This window comes from Sulfobacillus thermotolerans (assembly GCF_039623705.1).
In the GTDB taxonomy this organism is placed as follows: Bacteria; Bacillota; Sulfobacillia; order Sulfobacillales; family Sulfobacillaceae; genus Sulfobacillus; species Sulfobacillus thermotolerans.
This window is the reverse complement of sequence record NZ_CP133983.1, coordinates 809,783-830,827: the sequence shown is the minus strand read 5'-3', so window position 1 is coordinate 830,827 and position 21,045 is coordinate 809,783. Positions and strand designations below refer to the sequence as shown.

Annotated in this window: 25 protein-coding genes, 1 pseudogene and 1 riboswitch; of the genes and pseudogenes, 3 read left to right on the top strand and 23 right to left on the bottom strand. The window is 52.8% G+C overall.

The genetic code is table 11. The annotated features are described in order from the left end of the window. Window positions 1-3: 3 nt before the first annotated feature. The 12 genes and pseudogenes from ORD20_RS04185 to crcB form a co-directional block, all read right to left on the bottom strand. Window positions 4-1,074, bottom strand: a complete 1,071-nt coding sequence (locus ORD20_RS04185) for a cobalt-precorrin 5A hydrolase (protein ID WP_103373854.1) — start codon at window positions 1,072-1,074, stop codon at window positions 4-6. Beyond that, window positions 1,071-1,991 carry a precorrin-4 C(11)-methyltransferase gene (gene cobM / locus ORD20_RS04180; RefSeq protein ID WP_242968143.1) on the bottom strand — a complete coding sequence of 307 codons (921 nt, stop codon included), beginning with the start codon at window positions 1,989-1,991 and terminating at the stop codon, window positions 1,071-1,073. Before cobM ends, ORD20_RS04185 begins: the two co-directional genes overlap by 4 nt. Then, window positions 1,954-2,703, bottom strand: a complete 750-nt coding sequence (gene cobI, locus ORD20_RS04175) for a precorrin-2 C(20)-methyltransferase (protein WP_103373853.1) — start codon at window positions 2,701-2,703, stop codon at window positions 1,954-1,956. Before cobI ends, cobM begins: the two co-directional genes overlap by 38 nt. After that, on the bottom strand, window positions 2,700-3,917 hold the full coding sequence (cbiE, locus tag ORD20_RS04170; RefSeq protein WP_103373852.1) for a precorrin-6y C5,15-methyltransferase (decarboxylating) subunit CbiE: 1,218 nt from the start codon (window positions 3,915-3,917) through the stop codon (window positions 2,700-2,702). The genes cobI and cbiE overlap by 4 nt, the downstream gene beginning before the upstream one ends. After that, window positions 3,911-4,540 carry a precorrin-8X methylmutase gene (locus tag ORD20_RS04165; protein ID WP_103373851.1) on the bottom strand — a complete coding sequence of 210 codons (630 nt, stop codon included), beginning with the start codon at window positions 4,538-4,540 and terminating at the stop codon, window positions 3,911-3,913. Before ORD20_RS04165 ends, cbiE begins: the two co-directional genes overlap by 7 nt. Beyond that, window positions 4,537-6,102, bottom strand: a complete 1,566-nt coding sequence (locus tag ORD20_RS04160) for a VWA domain-containing protein (protein ID WP_430626679.1) — start codon at window positions 6,100-6,102, stop codon at window positions 4,537-4,539. The genes ORD20_RS04165 and ORD20_RS04160 overlap by 4 nt, the downstream gene beginning before the upstream one ends. After that, window positions 6,014-6,577, bottom strand: a complete 564-nt coding sequence (locus ORD20_RS04155; protein ID WP_430626533.1) for a cobaltochelatase subunit CobN — start codon at window positions 6,575-6,577, stop codon at window positions 6,014-6,016. The genes ORD20_RS04160 and ORD20_RS04155 overlap by 89 nt, the downstream gene beginning before the upstream one ends. 136 nt (window positions 6,578-6,713) lie before the next feature. Next, a pseudogene (locus ORD20_RS04150) lies at window positions 6,714-8,495 on the bottom strand (cobaltochelatase subunit CobN); the annotation flags it as partial. Window positions 8,496-8,839: 344 nt separating this feature from the next. After that, window positions 8,840-10,174: a uroporphyrinogen-III C-methyltransferase gene (gene cobA, locus ORD20_RS04145; RefSeq protein ID WP_103373848.1), complete on the bottom strand. Its 1,335-nt coding sequence runs from the start codon at window positions 10,172-10,174 to the stop codon at window positions 8,840-8,842. After that, on the bottom strand, window positions 10,159-10,851 hold the full coding sequence (locus tag ORD20_RS04140; RefSeq protein WP_103373847.1) for a precorrin-2 dehydrogenase/sirohydrochlorin ferrochelatase family protein: 693 nt from the start codon (window positions 10,849-10,851) through the stop codon (window positions 10,159-10,161). Before ORD20_RS04140 ends, cobA begins: the two co-directional genes overlap by 16 nt. 80 nt (window positions 10,852-10,931) lie before the next feature. Beyond that, window positions 10,932-11,060, bottom strand: a riboswitch (cobalamin riboswitch). 69 nt (window positions 11,061-11,129) lie between these two features. After that, complete coding sequence (locus ORD20_RS04135) at window positions 11,130-11,522, bottom strand: fluoride efflux transporter FluC (RefSeq protein ID WP_103373846.1); 393 nt, start codon at window positions 11,520-11,522, stop codon at window positions 11,130-11,132. Next, entirely contained in the window at window positions 11,519-11,926 is a 408-nt protein-coding gene (crcB, locus tag ORD20_RS04130) for a fluoride efflux transporter CrcB (protein WP_207654593.1), read from the bottom strand. The genes ORD20_RS04135 and crcB overlap by 4 nt, the downstream gene beginning before the upstream one ends. A 149-nt stretch (window positions 11,927-12,075) precedes the next feature. Between crcB and ORD20_RS04125 the strand changes: the two genes are divergently transcribed. From ORD20_RS04125 to ORD20_RS04115, 3 genes are read left to right on the top strand one after another with little or no spacing between them, the layout of a single operon-like run. Beyond that, window positions 12,076-12,747: a class II aldolase/adducin family protein gene (locus tag ORD20_RS04125; RefSeq protein ID WP_103373845.1), complete on the top strand. Its 672-nt coding sequence runs from the start codon at window positions 12,076-12,078 to the stop codon at window positions 12,745-12,747. 27 nt (window positions 12,748-12,774) lie between these two features. Beyond that, complete coding sequence (locus tag ORD20_RS04120) at window positions 12,775-13,152, top strand: carboxymuconolactone decarboxylase family protein (protein WP_173677047.1); 378 nt, start codon at window positions 12,775-12,777, stop codon at window positions 13,150-13,152. Between the two features lie 57 nt (window positions 13,153-13,209). Next, window positions 13,210-13,584 carry a PadR family transcriptional regulator gene (locus ORD20_RS04115; RefSeq protein ID WP_103373844.1) on the top strand — a complete coding sequence of 125 codons (375 nt, stop codon included), beginning with the start codon at window positions 13,210-13,212 and terminating at the stop codon, window positions 13,582-13,584. Here the strand turns inward: ORD20_RS04115 and ORD20_RS04110 are convergent. The 11 genes from ORD20_RS04110 to ORD20_RS04060 all read right to left on the bottom strand — a co-directional run bounded on the left by ORD20_RS04110 (window position 13,553) and on the right by ORD20_RS04060 (window position 21,044). After that, window positions 13,553-14,062, bottom strand: coding sequence for a hypothetical protein (locus ORD20_RS04110; protein WP_430626532.1), 510 nt, complete (start codon window positions 14,060-14,062; stop codon window positions 13,553-13,555). The genes ORD20_RS04115 and ORD20_RS04110 overlap by 32 nt on opposite strands. Before the next feature lie 238 nt (window positions 14,063-14,300). Continuing rightward, on the bottom strand, window positions 14,301-15,986 hold the full coding sequence (locus tag ORD20_RS04105; protein WP_103373841.1) for a VirB4 family type IV secretion system protein: 1,686 nt from the start codon (window positions 15,984-15,986) through the stop codon (window positions 14,301-14,303). Continuing rightward, window positions 15,977-16,558, bottom strand: a complete 582-nt coding sequence (locus ORD20_RS04100; protein WP_103373840.1) for a type VI secretion protein — start codon at window positions 16,556-16,558, stop codon at window positions 15,977-15,979. Before ORD20_RS04100 ends, ORD20_RS04105 begins: the two co-directional genes overlap by 10 nt. 30 nt (window positions 16,559-16,588) lie before the next feature. Next, a complete protein-coding gene (locus tag ORD20_RS04095; protein WP_103373839.1) occupies window positions 16,589-16,876 on the bottom strand; it encodes a hypothetical protein in 288 nt (95 codons plus the stop codon). Window positions 16,877-16,880: 4 nt separating this feature from the next. Beyond that, window positions 16,881-17,684 carry a conjugal transfer protein TrbL family protein gene (locus ORD20_RS04090; RefSeq protein ID WP_103373838.1) on the bottom strand — a complete coding sequence of 268 codons (804 nt, stop codon included), beginning with the start codon at window positions 17,682-17,684 and terminating at the stop codon, window positions 16,881-16,883. Further along, the gene (locus tag ORD20_RS04085) at window positions 17,671-17,904 is read right to left on the bottom strand and encodes a pilin (protein ID WP_103373837.1); all 234 of its coding nucleotides are present in this window, start codon (window positions 17,902-17,904) and stop codon (window positions 17,671-17,673) included. The genes ORD20_RS04090 and ORD20_RS04085 overlap by 14 nt, the downstream gene beginning before the upstream one ends. A gap of 179 nt (window positions 17,905-18,083) precedes the next feature. Next, the gene (gene paaD, locus ORD20_RS04080) at window positions 18,084-18,527 is read right to left on the bottom strand and encodes a 1,2-phenylacetyl-CoA epoxidase subunit PaaD (protein ID WP_103373836.1); all 444 of its coding nucleotides are present in this window, start codon (window positions 18,525-18,527) and stop codon (window positions 18,084-18,086) included. 25 nt (window positions 18,528-18,552) lie between these two features. Further along, window positions 18,553-19,326, bottom strand: coding sequence for a 1,2-phenylacetyl-CoA epoxidase subunit PaaC (gene paaC / locus ORD20_RS04075; protein ID WP_430626531.1), 774 nt, complete (start codon window positions 19,324-19,326; stop codon window positions 18,553-18,555). A 5-nt stretch (window positions 19,327-19,331) separates the two neighbouring features. Beyond that, a complete protein-coding gene (locus ORD20_RS04070; RefSeq protein WP_103373834.1) occupies window positions 19,332-19,676 on the bottom strand; it encodes a phenylacetic acid degradation protein in 345 nt (114 codons plus the stop codon). A gap of 51 nt (window positions 19,677-19,727) precedes the next feature. Further along, window positions 19,728-19,997, bottom strand: coding sequence for a hypothetical protein (locus ORD20_RS04065; protein WP_430626530.1), 270 nt, complete (start codon window positions 19,995-19,997; stop codon window positions 19,728-19,730). A 567-nt stretch (window positions 19,998-20,564) separates the two neighbouring features. Beyond that, window positions 20,565-21,044: an acyl-CoA thioesterase gene (locus ORD20_RS04060; RefSeq protein WP_103373832.1), complete on the bottom strand. Its 480-nt coding sequence runs from the start codon at window positions 21,042-21,044 to the stop codon at window positions 20,565-20,567. Window position 21,045 lies beyond the last annotated feature (1 nt).

The following is a 21,045-nucleotide window of genomic DNA, read 5'->3' as shown; positions in this document are numbered from 1 at the left end:
GGCTTACCACGTGGTTTGTAACGCCACCGCTACAGTAACCCGGTCCGTCTTCACTTTAGGCACCAACAATGTGCCAAGCTTTGCCGCCCGAAGGGCGGCGGGCTCCGCTACCGCCACAGCGCCCGTCACGCGACGAACCGCCACATGCGAAGGAGAAAACACACCAGGCGTGTCATTTAAGGTGGGAGCGCTAAAATATTCAATAGGCCATCCTCTTTGAGCCGCAAACTCCGTCAAACCTTCTTCATCCTTTTTGATATCAATGGTCGCCACCTTCGCCACACTCTCCAGAGCTAACTGATTCTCACTGAACACGCGGTCCACCACATCGGCAATCTGCGTGGCCTTTGTACCGCGGCTCACCCCAATTCCAACAGCCAACACGGGAGGGTAGAAAATCACGCCGGGATGATGAGGTAACGGCCCTGAACGGTGGGTAATCCAGAGCCACCCCCGCAGGGTCTTAAGGTTTTGGGCGGGAACACGATCCCAATTGGGATAAATCCACGGCATGAAATCCATGCGATGCGGCCATAACACGGGGCCGCTTTCTTGCACAACACCAACGGCCTCTCCTTCGACAATAAGACGAGATAGCGTCGTCATATCGCGCGAGGGCCCCCGAACCCATCTTAGCTCCCGTTCCCATAGGTCTAAAGAGAAGCGATTTAACACCTCAGACCCGGTCGTCACCACAGCATGCACGCCTAATAGAGCCGCAACGCGCCTTGTGACATCATTGCCTGCACCCTCGTGGCAAGATAACAAACAGACCGCATATTGTGGACGCTCGTCGATCGCGACAACGCACGGATCCGTGTATTTGCTCACCAACAGTGGCGCGATAATGCGGACCACAGCACTGACGGGCAAAAGGAAAATCCAAGCCCGGTAATCAAAGAATTTCTCGCTCACGAGCGCGGACAAAGATCCCCCGTACCCGTGATAGCGAGTCCCGTCGGCCAGGCGGGTCGGAACCCATGCATCAAACGCCACACCTTGCTCACGCAGTGCATCCAATGTGTTACGGCCCCGCCGGGTCACCGCTACCGCCGCCCAAGGAGCAGAGCTCATGGCTTAGGCCCCTTGGGCCGTCGAAATAAATGGCCAAAGGCCTCATCATACAGCCGTGAACGTTGTAAGCCGTCATGGGTGATCGCCGGACCTACCAAAATCAACGCCTGGCGATGAATGCCGGCCGTGCGCAAATCCTCCGCCAATCTGGCGACCGTACTCCAAACTATCTGCTGATCTTGCCATGTCGCACGGTACACAATACAGACCAGAGCGTCTGGGCTATGGCCTGCCGCTTGCAGTTCGCGGGAGACTTTGTGGCCTAATGCCGCACTGAGAAAAATCGCCACGGTCGCTTGATGACGCGCCAAGCTTTCTAAAGACGCTGACGCAGGAACCTGGGAAGCGCGCCCTTGCACCCGGGTCAAAATCACTGTCTGACTTTCTCCAGGAACCGTCAGTTCCCGTTCTATGACCGCTGCTGCAGCAAAGACCGCACTGACCCCTGGAACAATTTCAAAAGGCACTTCCTGAGCGCGCAATGCCTGGATTTGTTCTGCCATAGCCCCATATATGGCTGGATCCCCCGAATGCAGCCGGGCCACCACTTTTCCGCTCTGCGCCCCTTTTGTCATCACCCCCACAATGTCTTGCAAATCCCTATCACTGCTCGTCACGACTTCAGCGCCGGACTGGCAATAGGCCAACAGCTCTGGATTGACCAACGAATCCGCATAGACCACCAGATCCGCGTGTTCGAGAATATGTTGCCCGCGGATGGTGAGCAACTCCGGATCCCCCGGCCCGGCTCCGATAATGTAAACCGTTCCAGGACGAATTTCTTTCATATCCGTGCTCGGAATTTTGTTGGTAACGTCGCCAATTCCGCCTGCCTCCTTCGGCTTCCTAATGAAAATCCCCAACTCGATAAAACCGCTGTCACAGTCCGACCGACTCTCGCGTGCTTTCCCTTGCATCCTGACGCCCAGAGCGCACAATGAACAACGACATATAAGGCACCGTGTGAGGGTCTAGTTGGTGCACATCCATCACGACCCGTGCATGAGAATATCCGACATTTTCCACATAAACAGTGCGCTCCACCAACCCCTTTTGGTCAAGCATCGCCAGCACCTGCTCAAAAACCCGCGCAATCTTGAGAATGACCACGGTATCAAAATGCTGAAGAGCCTGCGCCACGGCCGCCAAATTGGATGATGCCGGCACGACCGCCAACGATTCAGCGCCCATGACTAAGGGGGTGGCAAGGATGGCTGAGGCACCAAATATTGATGAAATGCCGGGAATAATTTCTAATGCCACATCTGGGATCATCACGCGTAGCGCTTGCAGTAAATAATAAAACGTAGAGAACAACGATGGATCGCCCTCCGTGACAAAGGCAACGTCTTGCCCTTGGGTCAAGAAAGATGCCACTTGCAAGGCCGCTTCGTCCCACGCTTTCGTTAACAGCTCGGTGCTGGTAATCATAGGAAAGTGCAGTTGCAGCAAAACTTTAGCCGGGGTAATATAGCTCGCAATAATCTGTTCAGCCCGTCCTTTTCTCCCTTGACCTTGGGGTACAGCAATCACTTCCACCTGCTTTAAAATACGATCAGCATGCAACGTCAACCATTCAACGTGACCAGGCCCTGCTCCAATAGCATAGAGACGGCCTTTAACGCTCATTGTTTCACCCCTTTTTCCGCCGTGACCACAAATACCGGATTCTCTGGCACAAATCGTGGAACTTGTCGCTCGGGATTCATTAACGCCGAACTCAACCACTGAACGGTCCAATGAAAATGACGCGGAAAAAGATGGGACAGCTGTGTTAAGTGGTCGAACCGTACAAGGGTCAAAACCATTCGACCGCCCACATGTAGCCGCTCCCCCGCGCTATCAATAATCTCCGCTAATTGCCCACCAGATCCCCCAATAAATACGGCATCGGGATCGGGCAAACTTTCAAGTCCCTGTGGGGCTCTCCCCAAAATGGGATAAACTGGCGCTTGATGCGTTTGGATATTCTGGCATAAGATCTCGTAGTCTTGAGGATTCGCTTCCACCGCATAGACCGCACCTTGTGGTCCGATAACGCGCGATGCGTCAATCGAGACAGCCCCGGTGCCCGCTCCAATATCCCATAAGATGCTGCGCGGGCTAAGCCCTAACTGCGCAATACTAACAGCGCGCACGGCCTTTTTCGTCATCATGCCTGGCTGTTCTTCCGGCCGCAATAACCTGTCATCATCCATGCCGTAAACGGCTTGACCGCCATGAGGATTGCAAACCACAACGACGGAAAACCCGTCATCATCCGCACCTTGCAGCGCCATCGCCGTTCCCGAAAAGACCTTCTCCGAATCCATCCCTAAATTCGCACACACATAAAGCGTCACCTCTCCGAATCCCCGCGCCGTCAAATCCTTGGCTAAGGCCGCCGTATTGTGATGAGGATCTGTCAGAATGACCACCTTGTTATAACGGGCAACCCACGAAATGGCCTGTTCGAGCGGCCGTCCATGGACGCTGCCAAAATAGGCATCATGCCATGACATTTTTAATCGCGCAAATGCAGCTTGCATAGAAGACAAAGCAGGAACCACGGTCACCAAAGATGCCGGTATGTTCCGATAAATGGCCTCAGCCACCCCAAAGAAATTTGGATCGCCCGTGGCTAACACCACTCGCAAGGTTCCTTCATGCACCCTGAGATGGTCAAGAACAGGGGTCAAAGGAGAGCTGATTTCTAGCGTCTGGGAACCAGACGGCAACATATTCAAAAGACGTCGACCCCCGTAGACCCAGTCGGCGCTTTGAATGACTCGACGCCATGATTGCTCAACGGCTTTCAATCCTTCAGGTGGCACCCCAATAACATAAATTCCTGCCGCTACCATGGGCTCTCCCCGGTGGCCATGCGCAACAACGCATTCATAATCGCTGCAGCCACTGGACTCCCCCCCTTGGGTGTCGGATTTGCTATATAAGGAACCCGTCCGTTGTCAATCAATGCCTCTTTAGACTCTTGTGCCATAATAAATCCCACGGGAACACCAATAATGACAGCGGGGCGCCACCCCTGATTCACCCATTCCAAGGCTTCAAATAGCGCGGTAGGGGCATTGGCTACCACGACAATGGGAGCATCCCCCCGGTTATCATGCACCGCCTTACGAATACCGAGTGCTGCTCGGGTTACCGACGTGCGGGCAGCCTCCTTGGTGACCTCCACGTCATCAATATAACAAGCCGTCTGCACGCCTAACTTCGCCATCCGCATGTGATCCATTCCGGCTAACGCCATCCGCACATCGACAATAACGCTCCCCTGTCCTAAAAGTGTCTTCAGGGCCTGGTCAACCGCCTCAGGATGAAACCGCATGACGTGGGCAAAATCCCAATCAGCCGTCGCATGAATTATTCGTTCCACGACATCGCGTTCTCTAAGCGTACCTGGAAAATCGGACAACTGCTGCCGAATCAAGGCAAAGCTCGCACGATAGATGTCTGTGGCTCTCATGATGGTCTCCTCACGGCCCAATCTTCTAAGGTTCGGTAAGACGCTTGCAAAGCTTGGGCCACCACTTTAGCCCAGGGCGTCGTCGTTCGCCCAATTTCCGCATCAATGACATGCAGCACTACCGGAGATTGCCTAAGCGCGTGTCGGCAACGCGCCGCAGAGGCTAATGTTCTTGGAGTATCTGACAACCCTGCCACTTTGCCATCAGTAATAAGTACCACGTGATAAACCCACGCATGCTTTTCCCGCCAACGCCGCAAGTGTTCAGCGGTTTCGCTCAGGCCATCCCACAAAGGCGTGTTGCCCCCTGCCGGAAGCTCGTCTAACACGCGCTGGAGCCGCGTTTTTTTATGCGTGGGAGTGAGCAACACCGTCGCCTGCCCCCGCCCAAAAGCCAGCACAGCAAAACGCGACCGCGTTAGATAGATGGTTTGTGCTGCTTGCGCCACTGCCCCTTTGACCCGTCCCAAACGTTTGATACTGGCCATAGACGCACTCGTATCCAAAACAAAAACAAACACGACGGTACTGCGTCTTTTCGCGGCCCGGAAAGATAAATCGAGGCCTAAGACCTTAAATGGCTGAACTCCACGCCGCAGTGCCTGGGTAATCGTCAGCGGCCAGTGGACCCACAAGGCGGATTTTGTCGTCTGGGGCCATTGGCGCCTGGCGCCTAATCCCAGACGCCCATAGGGCTGTCCCAAACGGCGTGGTTTGTCCTGAAGCCTATCGGTGACGCTACGGCGCTCTGTCTTGGGCCATGCGCCCTGTAAAATCGACATCTCACCGGTAAAGTTTTGGGAGCGGACAACACGCTCTGGAGGAGGATTTTGACTAGGTCCGGCCCCTAGCGACTGAAATCCCGTAGGCCCAGTAGGCGTAGCGCCTCCTTGTGGCGGCGTATCTTGAGGCGGATGAGGGCGCGGGGCCCCGGGCGGTGCAGGTCGCCTGCGGTGTGCCAACACAAGTTCACTGATGGCTTCCACATCCTCTTCCGTGACGGTCGTCCCTCCTCTCCACGCGGTATAAGCCTGTGCCGCTTGGGCCATTACCAAATCAGCACGCACGCCTTCCACATGCGCATCCAAAGCTTTTTGGGTGATATAGCGAAGGATATCGCGGCCGAGATTGATGTCCGTAAGCCGCTGGGATGCTTCGGCAATACGAGTTTCCCACCAATGCGTTTGCTCCGTCCATTTTTCCAGAAATGCCTGGGGATTTCGATGAAAATCCAACCGTCTCTCCGCAATCTCCATGCGTTCCTCTACCTGCTGTGGCGTGGTAATGTCGACCGATAAGCCAAAACGATCTAACAGCTGCGGTCTTAACTCACCTTCTTCGGGATTCATCGTACCGACCAAGATAAACCGTGCAGGATACGTCAGTGAAAATCCGTCTCGTTCAACATGCACCATCCCTGAAGCCGCTGCGTCTAATAAGAGATCGATTAATTGGTCATCAAGCAAGTTGACTTCATCTACATATAAGATGCCGCGGTGTGCTCGGGCGAGAAGTCCTGGTACAAACTTTTGGTGCGCATTTTGAGTCTGCCGTCGCGTCATAGCCAAAAAGAAAGTCCATCGTGTTGGCCATTTCTAAAGCTCCCTTATAGTGATGGCGCATCGCAGCTTCAATCCACCGAGGATTGACCACGCGGCTGCGGAACACCCGGTAGGCTTCATCTTGAAAACTGCGCATGCCCACCCGGCCAGGGTCAGAGGAATCTCCGAAGTATAAATCCGGCATCGCCCCTGTCAGCGAGCGGATGGTCGCGGCCATTCCGCCATGATCTTGAAGATAGTCATCACTATCAAAAATGTCGTGTTCCCGGTTGTCTTGATTTTTGGTGGCAATTTGCACGGATGCCATGCGTGTACGAAAAGCCTCTGGTGCGGGGATGCCATAGTCTGTTGCTGTATAGGCATAACTCGACCACGCTAAGTACACGCGCGCAAGGTCGTCGGGATTTTGCCATTGGCCCGTGTGCAGCAAAGGCAGAATGCCGGAGCCGTAACTGCCAGGCTGACTGCCGAACACCCGAAATACGCGTTCCTGGTCGCATCCACGGCTCTAACGGTGCTGGCAAATGACCCCAAAAGGGTTCGCCCAAGCGGTCCTGAAGGTCCTCCCACGACAAATCCCATTGCGCACATAACGCAGCCGGGGCTGACGGCACCTGCTCCGCCAGCGGCAATCGCGTCATGGCATAGAGCAATTCTCCCCAACTGTTGGCCGTGGTTGGCGATTGCCCTAGAATATGCAGTCCGTCTCGGATTTGCCGTGCTTCCAATTCACACAAATAGCCATCAATATCCAAGAGATATTGCGAAAAGTCGTCAGGACGGTCCATTTGCTTCAAATCATGGTTGAGATGGATGGCTTCCGCTAATTCCCATACCGCGTTTTGAATCATCGGCAATTTCGTCGGATCTAACGTTTCGGCTTGATAATATTGGTCAAGCAATTGCTGCATTTTTACCAAATCGTCATAAAGTCCGGCCTGGGTCACCGGTGGTACCATGTGATCAACAATAACGGCATGGCTACGGCGCTTGGCTTGTGTTCCTTCTCCCGGATCATCCACGATGAAGGGGTAAAAATTGGGCAAGTCGCCCAAAACAATGTCGGGAAAGCAATCTTGAGATAATCCAATCCCCTTTCCCGGAAGCCATTCCAGCGTCCCATGCTTGCCTAAATGGATCACCGCATCGGCCCTAAATCCTTCCGCAATCCATTGGTAATAGGCCATATAATGGTGCGATGGAGGCAACTCGGGACTATGATAAATACCGACCTCATCGTCCCCGTTCCCCCGCGGTGGCTGAATGCCTACAAAAATGTTGCCCAAGCGTAAGCCCGGAACCACCATCCGTCCTTGGTCTACCCATGAAGACCCAGGCGCCAAGCCCCAGTGCCGTTCAACCTGAGACTGGACCACGGCTCCAAGCCGGCCAAACCGGTCGGTGTACGCAAGCGAGTCAAGCCCTGGCATGTGGTGCAATTGCTCCCACGTCACATAATCCTCATCATGCGTTCCGGCCCCAATCAGTCTCCGCATGAGATCGTCCCCGTCACGCGGTAAAGCCTCGAGAGGGCCAACATCATACCCCTCTACAGCCAATTGCTCCAAAATCTTGACCAAAGACATCGGCGTGTCCAGTCCCACCGCATTGCCGATCCGTGAGTTTTTCGAGGGATAATTGGTCAGCACAATCGCGATACGGCGCTCGGCGACAGGCGTTTTGCGCAGTCTCGCCCACTTGCTGACGATTCCCGCTAGCCGCTCGACACGGTCAGGCCGCGGAACATATAAACGCCGAACAATCCCTGCCCTATCTTCCACGTCCTCGCGAAAACTAATGGGGACCGTTATGATGCGCCCATCAAATTCCGGAATGGCCACATTCATCGCCGTTTCAAGCGGCGCTAAACCTAAAGCACTGCGCTGCCACGCTTCTTGCGATCCAAGGGATACCATGGCTTGAAATATGGGCAGATCCCACTCCTCAAGGAGCGTCGGAACCTTGGCCGCCACGCGTCCTGAGACCCCTTGTGGTGCGCTTTCCAAAGAGGCCGCCGAAAAACTCATGGTGACAACAACCGCATCCGCCGTGCCTTTAATCAGTGGCGTGACCTCGTCTCCTGTCTTCAATGACTGGGTGAAAATAGGTAAGGGCACACTATGCGCACGCTGAAACTGCTCAATCATGTGGTCCACAAACCCAACATTGCCGCTGAGCCAATGGGCCCGATAAAAAACGATGGCAATCACCGGCAGATCATCACCCCCGCCATGTAATGCTCTCCATTCCTCCAGGGTTAAAGACCTTTCGCGGCCAGGCCAGTAAATCCCCGTCCACGGTTCCTCAAATGGCGGTTGATAGCCATAATGCGTCCCGAGCCAGTGGTCGGAAACGTAACGGAGGAGCTCTAAGAAATTGCTCACGCCACCCATCGCCGCATATTGCATGGCTTGATGTGACACAACCGGATCTACCGTGTTGGCCTGAAGCAATTCGTCACTGGGCTCTAGATCGCCAGGCCAAACCATGAGAGGAATTTGGGTGTCTTGGCATAGGGTTACAACAGCGTCAAATAAGGCTGGAGCCGCTTTACGTCCTCCCAAAAGACGCATCATCACAACACGTCCATGTTTTTGGATTTTCTGAATAATCTCTTGGGCGTCGTAGTCAACCGAAAGGTTAACCGCATTTACGGGTTCCAACGATAACTCCCGCCACTTTTCGACCGCTTGAGAAAGACTTAACAAATCCGTCTCAGCCGTAGTCAGATAAATAATCATGCCCCGTCCCCTTCCATCCATAATGAGCGCAGTCTTAAAGCCCACGGTTCATGAGGCAGTGCCTGCAAAGAATGACACGGGCCTTCGATTCCCCACCTAGGACATGGTCCATAAAACGTTTGGGCGATAAGCGGCGACCGCCAAGCCGGGTGCGCGTCCGTACGAGGTCCAACAACCACCGCCTCGAACGGTAACGCTAGCTGATAGCGCCACAACGGGTCATCATCTCGCACTTGGTCCGGCAACGTCCATGTCCGGTCCAATGAGGAGTCGTGCCTTATCTCAGACACGCTGAGCACATGATGCACGCCATGGCGAAACAAGCTCTTCACGACGGGATCTGGGCCCTGTAAGGATGGCAAGTCGCGCACATCGCGGCCCGCAGCTGTCCATCCCTGCAACAGAGGATCCACGAACGCTACCTCTGGCAGCCACACCTGTGTACTGGGCGTTAAGTCTTTAAGGACTTCGAGGTCAGCTTGAGGGCTCCAGAACATCGACCAATTCAGCACCTCGGCGCCATCTTCACGTGCCGCAAGCAGCTCATCAAAGGGCAAAGGATAGCGGGTGAGAATCAAAATTCTCTTTTGGTAATCAACCCGTGAGGCAAACCAATCCATTTCTCGCGCCATCGACGCGTTTTCCCCCCACACCAATACCCCTGGGGAAAAGATCCTTTCTTGAACCACCCGGTTGGGCAATTGAGCCAACTCGCTCGCCACTAAACGTTGGTGACCCCATGTGCCCCATTCAATGGCACAAGCAGGCAATTGCGGCGGAAATCCCTGGGCGAGCGCTTCTTGCACCAGCATATCGACTTTTTCGAGCCCCATCATAATGATCCATGTATGGTGCGGTTGCCACGAATAAGGAAAATGGCCCGAATAGCCCGCCACAATCGTCGCCCCTTGAATTCTGTGACGGTGGGTCATAGGAATTCCGGCATAGGTTAAGGCAGCAGATGAGGCACTTAGCCCTGGCACAATCTCAAAGTCAATCTGGTGGGCACGAAGAAATTCGGCTTCTTCGCCCCCTCGACCAAAAATCAACGGATCTCCGCCCTTTAACCGGACAACATCAGCCCCCGTCTTGGCGTGTTCTAAAAGAATGGCATGAATGTCGTCTTGGCGCGCACTGGCTTTGCCGTGCTCTTTGCCCACATAGATATGGCGCGCATGACCAGGGGCCAGGTCCATTACATTGGGGTGGATCAAGCGGTCATACACCACGACGTCAGCCGATGCTAACACCGTCTTAGCTCTAAGGGTCAGGAGCCGTGGGTCCCCAGGTCCCGCGCCTACGAGAAAAACGCGCCCTACTCCTCGCCCCATACGCCTTGACCTCCTTCAACCCCAGCAAGACGACTGAGCCATTGATGCATAGAGGGCCTTAATCCTTCCGGCCCCTGTTTATCGATCTGATCCAACCACTTTGAAGGAGAAGAAGAGCGCAGTGCCCGACGCAGGCTAGCCCGTCTTGCAGGGTCCGGAACGGCTTCGAGCTCAGCCAACAGGCTGTTCATAACCGCTATGACGTCGTTCCACCAAGGGCTTAGGTATTGGGAATGATGACGTAGAACCTCGCGGGCAGCAGCCGGCCATATGCCCGTCGTAGAAACTGCCGTGACAAGATGATTCGAATGCCAATGGTCTGCCATCATCATGAAGTCACTCTCGTCTTCGTGACTGGCATCCGACACCAAAATATTCAACGCCTGCGCGTCGGACATCACCGCATGATTCACTTCAGCACAATTCGTGGCAGTGATAACCAAACGCATATCTTGTAAATCGCCAGCGTGATATGAACGAGGAATCCAATGCAAAGAGCCCGGTAAGGAGGCGTCCGTAAGCGTAGGATAAAGTGTCGGATGAAGAGTAGGACTGATAATGGTAAGCCTTGCGCCTTGTGCGATGAATTTCTTGGCCTTGCGCGCTGCCACCGCGCCGCCTCCCACAATGAGCACCGGAAGGCGTTGTAAGTTCATCATAACTGGTAAATAGCCCATAAAAAATCCTCCCGATTGGACGAGAGGATGACAGTTTCCAACAAATAAAGAAAATGCCACCCCTATTTCCGCGAATACGAGTGAAACAAACTTTAAAGGCAGGTCTCCTGGCTCTTCCTTTGAGGAATTACAGTGGCGGGACCGCTCAGGTTTTGCACCTGATTCCCTATTCTCCTGCGAATGCAGGCACCTTTAAAGTGTGATATGTCGTTATGGGTCATGATACCATGTCCACGCCAAACCGGCTAGAGCGGGTGGCAAACTAAAACCTGGTGGGATTACTCGGCGGTTTTAACCCAATGCAGAAGAGACCGTACTGCGACAAGACCGCCATAGACGGCAACAAGACCAATACCCCAAGACCCCAATAGATAGACAACCCCATGCCAGAGCGATGTACGCAACAAATCATGCACCCCTAACATATAGGTTGAAAACGTCGTAAATCCTCCTAAGAATCCGACACCTAAGAACATTCTCCAGGCGGCAGGCAACAGTTCATATTCCACACTTAATGCCATGACAATGCCAATGAGAAAGCTTCCCACAATATTAATCGTAAAGAAATTTAAAGGAAACCACCCCACGTCTCCCAGAGTAGACACACCCGCCCGAGCAAGAGCTCCGAGTCCTCCACCGATGCCTATAGCTACCCAAACATGCCTTTTCATATCCCCATCCCTCTTCCAATGCTGATGCCTAGGGCTACGGCTCCAAGCCCCGTAGCCAAACTTACCGCCGCATTCAAGAACGCCGTTCGATAGAGTTTTTCTTCCATTAAACGCAAGGTTTCATAACTAAACGTAGAAAAAGTTGTAAAAGCTCCTGTAAAACCCACATCCAATAAATTGAGAAGGGGAGGGGCAAGCGGACGCGCAAAGAGCAAACCAATAAACAAACTACCCACGGTATTAATCGAAAACGTTCCCCACGGAAAAGGTCCTATTGTGCGCTGCCCTATCCATTGACCGGCTTCAAACCGCGCCACCGCCCCGACAAATCCGCCCAAAAAAACCCAGACTAAAGCCAGTCCTGAACACTCCCTTTGTTCTTTATTATAGGTATACCTTAGCAATTTCCTTCGATTTATAAACTGAGTATTGCACTATAGTATTTTTTGTTACATAATGAATAATGTTTTATAAGGTAGATATCAGATGCATAGATTAAGCCCCTTTTGGGGGATCTTAACCTCATGAAGCGAAGATGCAAGGAGGGAAGTTCATGACGATGCTTTCTCAGAATCAAGCCAAGCAGCAGTTAGTCGAGGCTGCTCACTATCTTGCCGAACATGGCTTGCTTTTCCGCGGCAACCATGCCAATTTGTCTGCCAAGGTTGGTGACAACCACATTATTATGACCAAAGGCGGCAGTATTGAAAATTTAACGTTAGACGATTTTGCTTTGGTTGACCTAAATGGCACCGTGATCGAAGGCGAAATGGAGCCGACGATGAAAGAAATTATCGAGATGCACACCGGCATCTACCGGGTCAGGGATTCGGTCGGCTCAGTTATTCATACCCACGCACCACACGTTACCGCATTTGGCGTCGCGCAAAAGCCCATTCCGTTAATTTATGAGCCGCTCCTGCGTTTTGGCGTCAGTGAACCCATCCCTGTCGTGCCGTGGGCCCCACGCGGATCCCGTGCCTCTGTTGACAGCATTATCGAAATCGCCCAAAACCATCCGGGGCTACCGGCCTTGATGATGGCGAACCACGGTGTGCTTGTCTTTAATGACACCCCCATGCGGACCGCAAGTTTGCTGGGCACCTTAGATGAAGCTGCAGAACTTTATATCATGGCAGCAAGCCTCGGGGGCGCCAAGGAGCTACCGGCCCAGGCCATTGATCAAGTCAAAGAACGCATGATGGCGTTTGGCAGCAGCCGATAAGCCGTCCAATTAGAGGAGGATATTCCCGTGAACCAAGACAAAAAAGCTAAGATTCTCGAACAAATTCATCAAGAAGAAGTCAAGTTAGGGCGTCCTATGAAACTGCGTCGTTATCTCGCAGAAATCAACCCCAACATTTCTGAAGCACAATCCACGGCTGCCAAGCTCTACCGGGAAGACAGCCCGCTGGATGAAAAAACCATTGCGATTGTCAATTTGGCAGCGGCTTTAGTGACCCGGGTGCCCATGTGTATTCGTAACAATATGCAAGCGGCCTTGAAAGCCGGTCTGACCCACGAAGAAGTTGGGGCAGTGATGGCCCATGCCCAGTTTATTGCCGGGACGGCCGTCTATTCTGCGTCACTAGAAGGCTTAGAAAGCATTTTACAACCCCAAAACGCCTAAAGCAAAAAAAGAGGCCTGGTCGGCCTCTTTTCTCATTGGTTGCAGGAGGCCTTATTTATGTCCGAGAATTTACGACGATATCAAACGGGCAAACACCTTGAAGCCTTTATTCTGTTGTTGTTAATGCAAAAACCTGACCATGGCGGCCATCTGCTGAATCGTCTAACCGCTGTATTACCCGAGGAATGGACGGTTGACAGTGGCCGTATTTACCGCTTGTTGCGCGAACTCGAAGCTACCGGCTGCTTGCATTCAACATGGGTGACAGAAGATAGCGGCGCTCCCATCCGCCAATACCAATTGACGGACCATGGCCGTCTGCGCCTTGAAGAATGGGTCCGCGAAATGGAAGTACGTCAACAATCCCTGGCCTCATTTCTCGCCACCTATCGCCAAATTGTCAATGAGAATTCTTCCGGTGCCGACGCTTAAATAGCCTCCGCAAACCGGTATCGGTTGAAGCATCGGCGTCCAGAGACGGTAATCCCAGTTTTCTCGACAGATTGTTAGGATCAGGTCCTGTGGCAATGAACTCGAGACGAGGATTCATCGAACGTAAGAGCTGCAACCCCTGTTCTAAGGGTTGTCTAAGCCCGCTGGAGATATGTATCACGGCTTGATCGACCGATTGAGCGACAACCCCCACGCTTAGCGGACGTAAATCCACCCCAATATCCCATCCTTGCCATCCGTGAACTGTACGCAACATGCGTTCAATATCTCTGACATCGGGTTGAAACAGCACCGGCATCCACGGCAACGGTGCAGGCGCAATATATCCCCAATCGGCCTTTTGCCGCGTCAACCGTGCATAAGGAAAGGCTTCATGTCCTGCGCCTTGTGGGTTCCACCAAGACGTGAGCAAACTATGCGTCCAATCAAGATCAATCCACGTCCCGATTTTATGCATCTGGCGCATCTTGTGGGTTAATAACGCAATCGATAGAACTCGGTCATAGCAACCACTAGGTGACCATAATAACCAGTGGGTACGAAGTGTAGCACTTCCATTTGACGTTGTGTGTTGAATCCACCCCTCGAGTTTCTCTGGTGTCAACTCCCCTGTCCAGATCTCAACCTCCCTATTGCTAATGCCGCGGGTCTTGACAATGATATGTTTTTCAATCCCATGGCTACTCTTCCCCCTTCTATCTCCGGTATTGTCCGCCTATCAGTGCATGCTCGGCCGGTGAGGCATTGATCTTGATCGGGACGTGATCGTCTCCGACCATTAAAATTCCCTCTCCGCGTCCGGCCGTCGCAATGCGCATCATTTCGCCCTCATGCAGGCGCAGTTGTGTCGCCAATTGCGCCAAGCTTTCGGGATGCTGTTTCAGAAGGAGCACAATGGGCGCGTTCCGAAGACACACTTCTGCCGCGCGGCTCTGGACAAAATCGTTAATGTCTTGCGTAATCAGCGACAAAGCGGTTCCCCATTTACGCGCACGCCGAAACAATTCTTCGAGATATCCCGCTGTCTCTTTCTCATTCAATAAATGCCAAGCTTCATCAAAAATCACGAGTCGTCGTTGTTTTTGGTGTGTCTGCCTGGCAATCCACTCCGTAAGCGCAAGATATGCCGCACTCTTCATTAAAGGCGTAAGGCGGCTGAGGTCAAAGACTTGAAAATCCGGGTTCACGGCCTGTGTCGGTCCTGAACCCACCAAGAGTTTCCACCGTTCTAGAGCCGTTTGCAGTTGTCGCGCAAAGGCTTCATCCACGGCCCTAACCTGCGGCAAGAAGTGCAAAAGGTCCAAAGGCGGCGCATTGAATTGCCAAGTCGCGTTGCGTGTGGCCTCTGGCCGACATTGCCATAGCAAGGGCCACATGACCGTCTTGATTTGTGATGCCTCTTCTGGCATGAGTCGCGACAAAAAGCGGATGATAAAGTCAGCCTCGCGTTCCCAATGGCCTTCCGGCTCGTCATAGGAAATGGCGCAAGGGTCAAACGGAAATTGGGGGGTCTTAGGGTCTCCAATACGCCAAATTGAGGCGCCCGCTTGTTCCAATGGACTGTATTCCCCTTCGGGATCCACGATATAGACGGGCAAATGTCGATACCTGGCGCGGATCGCTTCCAATTTCGCCGCGTAGCTCTTTCCCGCCCCTGACCAGGCGATAGTAATCGAATGGGGAGACGGCATACTGAAGCGATCCACTAAAATCAGGGAATGGTTTTGCCCATTCATTCCCCACAAATTGCCACGCGGATGAAAAATTTCTTCGGATACCAGAGGAAATAAGGTTGCCCACGCGTCCGTTTCCATTTCCCGAACATCGGGCGCATACTCGCCGATAGGAAGTGTCCACTTCATCCCATTCAGGTGTTGAAAGTGAAGCGGGCGAATTACCAACAGCATACTCTGTGCTAAACTGATGAGAAGCGCCGTCGCTTCATCCAGCTCCTCCAAACTCGAAGCCCATAGGGTCAGATGCAAGCTCGTATCGAGCACCCGCGCATCGCCTTGGGCAATTTTCAGGCGAATGCGCTCCGCATCTTCAATGGATGCCGTCATTTCCGGATCGCGTAGATGGCCACTAGCTTGATTTGCCCCGTCGATGCCCCGATTCCAGAGCAAATGCCGGTGCATAGAACGCATCACCACTTGCGGCGGTAATGGCGCCTGGTATATGGCCATCGTCATAGGGTAAGGAAAGCGCAGCAAGGGTTCAAACCATCCCCGTTGGACGTGGCGCGGGTAATCCACGACCACAAAAGAGCGGACCATGCGGTCCCCCACCGCCAATTGTTTGGGAAAGACCTGCAAATAATCAGGCCAAATGCCTTCAAATGGCCCGAATACACGCCGGTGCCGCTTGTGTTTCAGCTCCATGGCGCCATCTCCGCGCTGGGCTGTTCCCGCCCAAAACTCGCGTGTAAAAACTGGAGCATCATTGCCTGATCCAAGGTGTTGACGCGAATCCCCAATGCCATTAACCCTTGAGCAATGAGTTCTTGGCGTCGTAATAATTCTTGCGCCGCTTCGTCCCACAACGGTTCTCCTGTTCCTAATGGTTTTCGGAAATCGTTTGATATCCATGACAACACCAAGTAGAAATGGCGTTTAATAAGGCGATGCACCGTGACCGATTCCTTTATAAACTGGAGGTAATCGTCTAGAGCAGGGCGCAATGAAGGCTCCATCTGAGTGGTTTGGTCTACGAGGTCTGCCAGATAATCATTCACGCGCAACGTCTCGGACCGGACAAAAATTTGCACGGGAAAGCTTAGCCCATTTAAGAAGTTGGCATAACCGGATACCATACGTTCCTGGTCAACGTCAGAACGCATCGCAAAATTTACGGGGATAGCCTCTAACACAGCAACATAGCGATTTTTGTGAAGTAAACAAAGCCCCGGACCAATAGCTTGAATAGGAAATAACTTGTTTATCAAAATATCCATCGCCATCGTTCCTTTCCGCAAGGCAGAGATTCAAGGCAAATAGAGACGCGGGTGCAAATAAAACAGGAGAATAACAAGAAGCCAAGAAGGAATAGAACGACCATGCACGCGCACGATCCCCAAAGCCATTCCCAATGCGGCACACGCGGTGAGGACAAGCACTTCGACAAAATCGCCGCGGGGATCGTGACGCCAGATGATGGCGTCTAGTGCCAGACTTAATACGGGCCACATAAGGTCTTTTACTGTCATGCCCCAAATAAGCGGGGGATTTTTGGATAAAGGCCGTGAAACGATAGATGATGAGGATGGCGCCATGAATTTACGCGACACCTCCTGGCCCCACAGCACCCACCATACGCCGCAGTTGCTGAGGAAGCTTGAGCATATACCACAAGATCCCGATTTCTGCTAATTGTCCGGGCACAGTGCTCCCGGCCCCTTGCGTGACATGGAGAAAGAAATAAAACATCAACGCATGAAGACTCTGTATAAAGATGGCCACGATGAGCTCCTTCGTCAATTTTTGTAACACGAGACTGCCAGGATGGGCCATCCACACTAAGGCAAACCACGGAATGAGCGTCATTAAGACAACAATTTCCACACTTCGGACTCCATAATAAACGCCTAACAGCACCATCAAGACCAAGACCGCCAAGAATATCAGCACGGCAGCTACGGGATCTGTTACCACACCCAAAGACCCAAAAGATGGTGATCCCATGCTGGTTGCCGGCGTGTCTAAAGCTCTCACCACCGCGTTATTGAGATTTAGAAGCAAGCGTACGAGCGGTATAGCCGTGATGGCCCACAAAGCTTGTGTCACCGCCCGGTGCACCGTAATAACTGGAGTTGACATCCATGGCCCCACTCGCAATTCAGGCCACTGCACTTGAATAATGGCCCACATCAAAAATGCCGCACTCGCGGAGATAGCCAAACTGCGGCTGACACCATAGACTTGCATGGCCGTGGACGATAGCTGGAAAGGACGAAAAACAACATGCATAAAGACTACGTGACTCACTTGAATCAGTGTGCTGTCGAGCGTTTTGGCCACCCATGATAGAACGCCTTTTAACACACTGCTTTTCACCAAAGCGGAGGGATCAGCTAGCCGCATACTGGATAACCTGCCGTATTACATCAACCAATAAAATTAAAATCAAACCGCCAGCTGCCCGCGTCATTAATTCTTTGGCCGCTTGCACCGAGCGCGGACTTTGTGCCACCATAAACCGTATTCCGCCATAGACCATCACTAATGAAAACAGTCCCCCAGCGATGTCGACCAAGACACTTGTTAATTTGGTAATCAAGGACAGTACGTGGGCCGTTGGCATGGTATTCCCTCCCCGTTATTTGGCCGCGTCCTCGGGCCTGTCCTTATCATAGCGAAGGACCCGTTGACGCGATCGGTATAGATTCTTGCCACGATGCAGCAGCCTTCCCGTCAATCCTTTAATACACAAAAAACCGTCCCATTTTGGGACGGTTCTCTATGGGTTACAGGCCGACTCGACTAAATCGCTTTCATTGCCTCAAAGGGTTGCTGACACTCGTCACAATAATAGATAGCTCGACACAAACTTGGCCCAAAGGCACTATTGAGATGGGTCTTTTGCGAACCACACAACGGACACGTCACAGGTCCAGGCTGATGATGAGGCGGTGCTACCCCCCACTCTAATAGCCGTTCGCGGCCGCGTGCGGTTAACCGCTCTGTTGTCCATGGCGTTCGATAGACAAATTTGACGGTGGTAGGATAGGGCGCTAAGGCTTCTTCCACTTTCTGCTCAATCCAATGCAACGCGGGACACCCAACAAACGTGGGCATTAAGTCCACCTTGACATGGCCCTGGTCTATCTCAACGCGATCAACCATGCCTAAATCGACAATGCTCAAGTTGGGAATCTCAGGATCTGCAACCGTCTTCAAACGGTCCCATATCTCGTCGGTCGACATTAGCCATCTCTCCTTCCGGTACTAGTTACCAGCCGCTCAAGGGCGCGATCTCCCGCACACTCGTCATTTCCTTCCATAAGGGGAAAAAGGATTCGGCGTGTTGGCCTAATCGACCATTGCTTTCTGCCTGAGGAATAACCCTGGTGTGCCAAGGTAAACCCAAAGACTCATACTTCCCTTGAAGACGCGTAACCCATTTTTGCGGTAGCCCACGGGCGGTTTCGTCCAAATGCCACAAATCTAAACCCGGTTTAGTCTCTTCCCACACAAACATATCGCCGATTAGCGCATACACACGGGTTAAAGCCTCCAATATACGCTGCCTAGCGCTTTGACCACCCAACACCAAAGTGTCTACCCAGCTCTCAAAGTGTTGCAAATGATACATCTTTTCTTGCCGAATTTTCGTCACAGCCGCCTGCAATGGTTGATATGCAATAAGATTTAGCATTTCCAGGCGCATCTCATCAAACGTCTCATAAACAAAACGGCCCGCTACAAGGTCCGCCCAATCTTGACGGGACATCTCGACTAATTGACAATGTTTCCATTCGCTAGGCGACCTGGCGTACACCCATTGGTCTGCACTATAGCCTCCAAGGTCAGCTACGATATCATAAAGCAACTGCGCATGACCAAGACTATCTTGCGTTATTGAACTCAGCGCCAAGTCTTCTTCCAAGTCCGGCGCCAAGCCCAACCACTCCGATCCGCGGTGCCCCAAAATCCACTCATCATCAGCCACCGGGATCAAAATACGCTGCAATGCCGCACGCTCTGCGTCCGTCAATATCTCCACAATCATCACCGCCCCTTCGTCCGCATGTCGGCAGCCACTTCTTCAATCGTCATGGCCTGTGCCTTGAACCGTTTCCAGTGAGGCGCGTTGTCATAGCCACTCGGCAGCCGGTAACGTTTGTCGGAAGTCGTTGTAGGTAATGCGGCGGTAGCGTCACGGCGGGCCCTCGATATCGCTTGTGACGGCACCACCCACACATCATGCGCATCTTCGCGGCGGCAAAATGTTTCTTTAGCTAATTGTAGCGCAAAGGCTGGCGAGGCAGCACGCAGGCTTCCCACATGCGTTGGAAAGCTTAGGGCATCCGCTTGCACAAAGACTTCGTACACAGGTATTTCTTGCGGATTCATCAAAAGTCCCTCCTTTTGTCATTAAGCAAGAACCGTTCGCGTCTACCCGCGTTATGCGCCTTGATTTTGCAACACTTGACCCGCCTGAAACGCCGCTTCTCTCACCCATCGTTGTTCCGTGTGCGCCTGGCGCCGCAAAGCCAGACGAGCTTGGCTCATTGGACCCGTGTTATGATGAACGACCTCATTAAACCAATTCCAATCGGGGTCCGTGTAATGCCAGACATGGTCGTCAGGATCTTGGTATAGATTGGGGTCGGGAATAACCATAACAATCGCTTGCCACGCGTTCCATGATTTGAACTTTTGCCGCGGTCGCATGAGGTCAGAAGAACCCCTGCGAGCTCAAAAGCCCTACAACTAAATAAGGGGATCTCAAGATGTAACGGGACTAAAGACAATAAAGCGGCCAAGGTGCAGTTTGAAGAAACTAAGGCAATCGGAATTGCCGACCATGTCGCTGGCGTCAGCGGCGGCAGTCGCCCCGGCGCCCGAGTCCCGTTAACGAATAGCGGCTCCCCTTGAGGCGTGGACCCTGCGGTCTTTGGTCCCGTATGGACATAAGAATTGTTGTCTTCCGGCTTAGCCCGCCTTCTAGGAAGCCGAGCTAACGACACTTGACAAGACGTGATCAGAGCGATGGGCTGGTTGTTGGTGCACAATGTGAGATACATTGGCGCGACGAGCACACTTCCGCGTACGGTATTTGTTGTTCCCTTTTTGACTCGCACTCCGATTCCGGATTCCAGACGCCCTGACCCCTGTGACACCTCACAACCTCTTTGGGATGCGCCTAATAATTACAGCCCATTCAAAAAGGACATCATCTTCGTGATGTCCTTTTTACCCGTGACGCGACGTTCGCCGCTTGGTTCTGGGCTTGTTGCACTAATCGCGGTGATGCCGGTGTTTAAGGCGTTCCTTACGGCGCTCTTCGGCCTCATGAAATCGTGCCTGCTCTTCCTCCGTTTCACAAATCAAGGGTGGCACAGGCACTGGCTTCCCCTCTTCATCCAACGCCACAAAGGTTAGATACGCGGTACTCGTTTTTTTCACATCACCCAGATTGAGGTCTTCCCGAAACACATCAACCCCGATTTCCATCGACGTATGTCCCACCCAATTCACTTGGGCTACCAACCGAACCACTTGTCCTACCTTTACCGGGTGGAGAAATTCTAACGAGTCCATAGATGCCGTCACAGCCACCCGTCCAGCATGGCGCCCAGCAGCAATGGCCGCCGCCAAGTCGATCCAATGCATCATTCGTCCGCCCAATATATTGCCCAGCTGGTTTGAGTCTCCGGGCAACACTAACTCCGTCATTTCCGTCCGCGAAAACGCTGGGGTGCGTCGTTCTGTATCCATG

Coding starts and splice junctions, on each gene's coding strand:
- ORD20_RS04125 (WP_103373845.1), top strand. CDS start 12,076: ATGACGATGCTTTCTCAGAATCAAGCCAAGCAGCAGTTAGTCGAGGCT.
- ORD20_RS04165 (WP_103373851.1), bottom strand. CDS start 4,540: ATGAGAGCCACAGACATCTATCGTGCGAGCTTTGCCTTGATTCGGCAG.
- ORD20_RS04090 (WP_103373838.1), bottom strand. CDS start 17,684: ATGCGGCTAGCTGATCCCTCCGCTTTGGTGAAAAGCAGTGTGTTAAAA.
- cobI (WP_103373853.1), bottom strand. CDS start 2,703: ATGAGCGTTAAAGGCCGTCTCTATGCTATTGGAGCAGGGCCTGGTCAC.
- ORD20_RS04110 (WP_430626532.1), bottom strand. CDS start 14,062: ATGCATAAAATCGGGACGTGGATTGATCTTGATTGGACGCATAGTTTG.
- cobM (WP_242968143.1), bottom strand. CDS start 1,991: ATGCAAGGGAAAGCACGCGAGAGTCGGTCGGACTGTGACAGCGGTTTT.
- ORD20_RS04065 (WP_430626530.1), bottom strand. CDS start 19,997: ATGCGACCGCGGCAAAAGTTCAAATCATGGAACGCGTGGCAAGCGATT.
- ORD20_RS04105 (WP_103373841.1), bottom strand. CDS start 15,986: ATGGAGCTGAAACACAAGCGGCACCGGCGTGTATTCGGGCCATTTGAA.
- ORD20_RS04135 (WP_103373846.1), bottom strand. CDS start 11,522: ATGAAAAGGCATGTTTGGGTAGCTATAGGCATCGGTGGAGGACTCGGA.
- paaD (WP_103373836.1), bottom strand. CDS start 18,527: ATGTCGACCGACGAGATATGGGACCGTTTGAAGACGGTTGCAGATCCT.
- cbiE (WP_103373852.1), bottom strand. CDS start 3,917: ATGGTAGCGGCAGGAATTTATGTTATTGGGGTGCCACCTGAAGGATTG.
- ORD20_RS04095 (WP_103373839.1), bottom strand. CDS start 16,876: ATGGCGCCATCCTCATCATCTATCGTTTCACGGCCTTTATCCAAAAAT.
- ORD20_RS04100 (WP_103373840.1), bottom strand. CDS start 16,558: ATGGATATTTTGATAAACAAGTTATTTCCTATTCAAGCTATTGGTCCG.
- ORD20_RS04070 (WP_103373834.1), bottom strand. CDS start 19,676: ATGAATCCGCAAGAAATACCTGTGTACGAAGTCTTTGTGCAAGCGGAT.
- cobA (WP_103373848.1), bottom strand. CDS start 10,174: ATGGGGCGAGGAGTAGGGCGCGTTTTTCTCGTAGGCGCGGGACCTGGG.
- ORD20_RS04085 (WP_103373837.1), bottom strand. CDS start 17,904: ATGCCAACGGCCCACGTACTGTCCTTGATTACCAAATTAACAAGTGTC.
- ORD20_RS04115 (WP_103373844.1), top strand. CDS start 13,210: ATGTCCGAGAATTTACGACGATATCAAACGGGCAAACACCTTGAAGCC.
- ORD20_RS04160 (WP_430626679.1), bottom strand. CDS start 6,102: ATGACGCGACGGCAGACTCAAAATGCGCACCAAAAGTTTGTACCAGGA.
- ORD20_RS04060 (WP_103373832.1), bottom strand. CDS start 21,044: ATGGATACAGAACGACGCACCCCAGCGTTTTCGCGGACGGAAATGACG.
- ORD20_RS04140 (WP_103373847.1), bottom strand. CDS start 10,851: ATGGGCTATTTACCAGTTATGATGAACTTACAACGCCTTCCGGTGCTC.
- ORD20_RS04185 (WP_103373854.1), bottom strand. CDS start 1,074: ATGAGCTCTGCTCCTTGGGCGGCGGTAGCGGTGACCCGGCGGGGCCGT.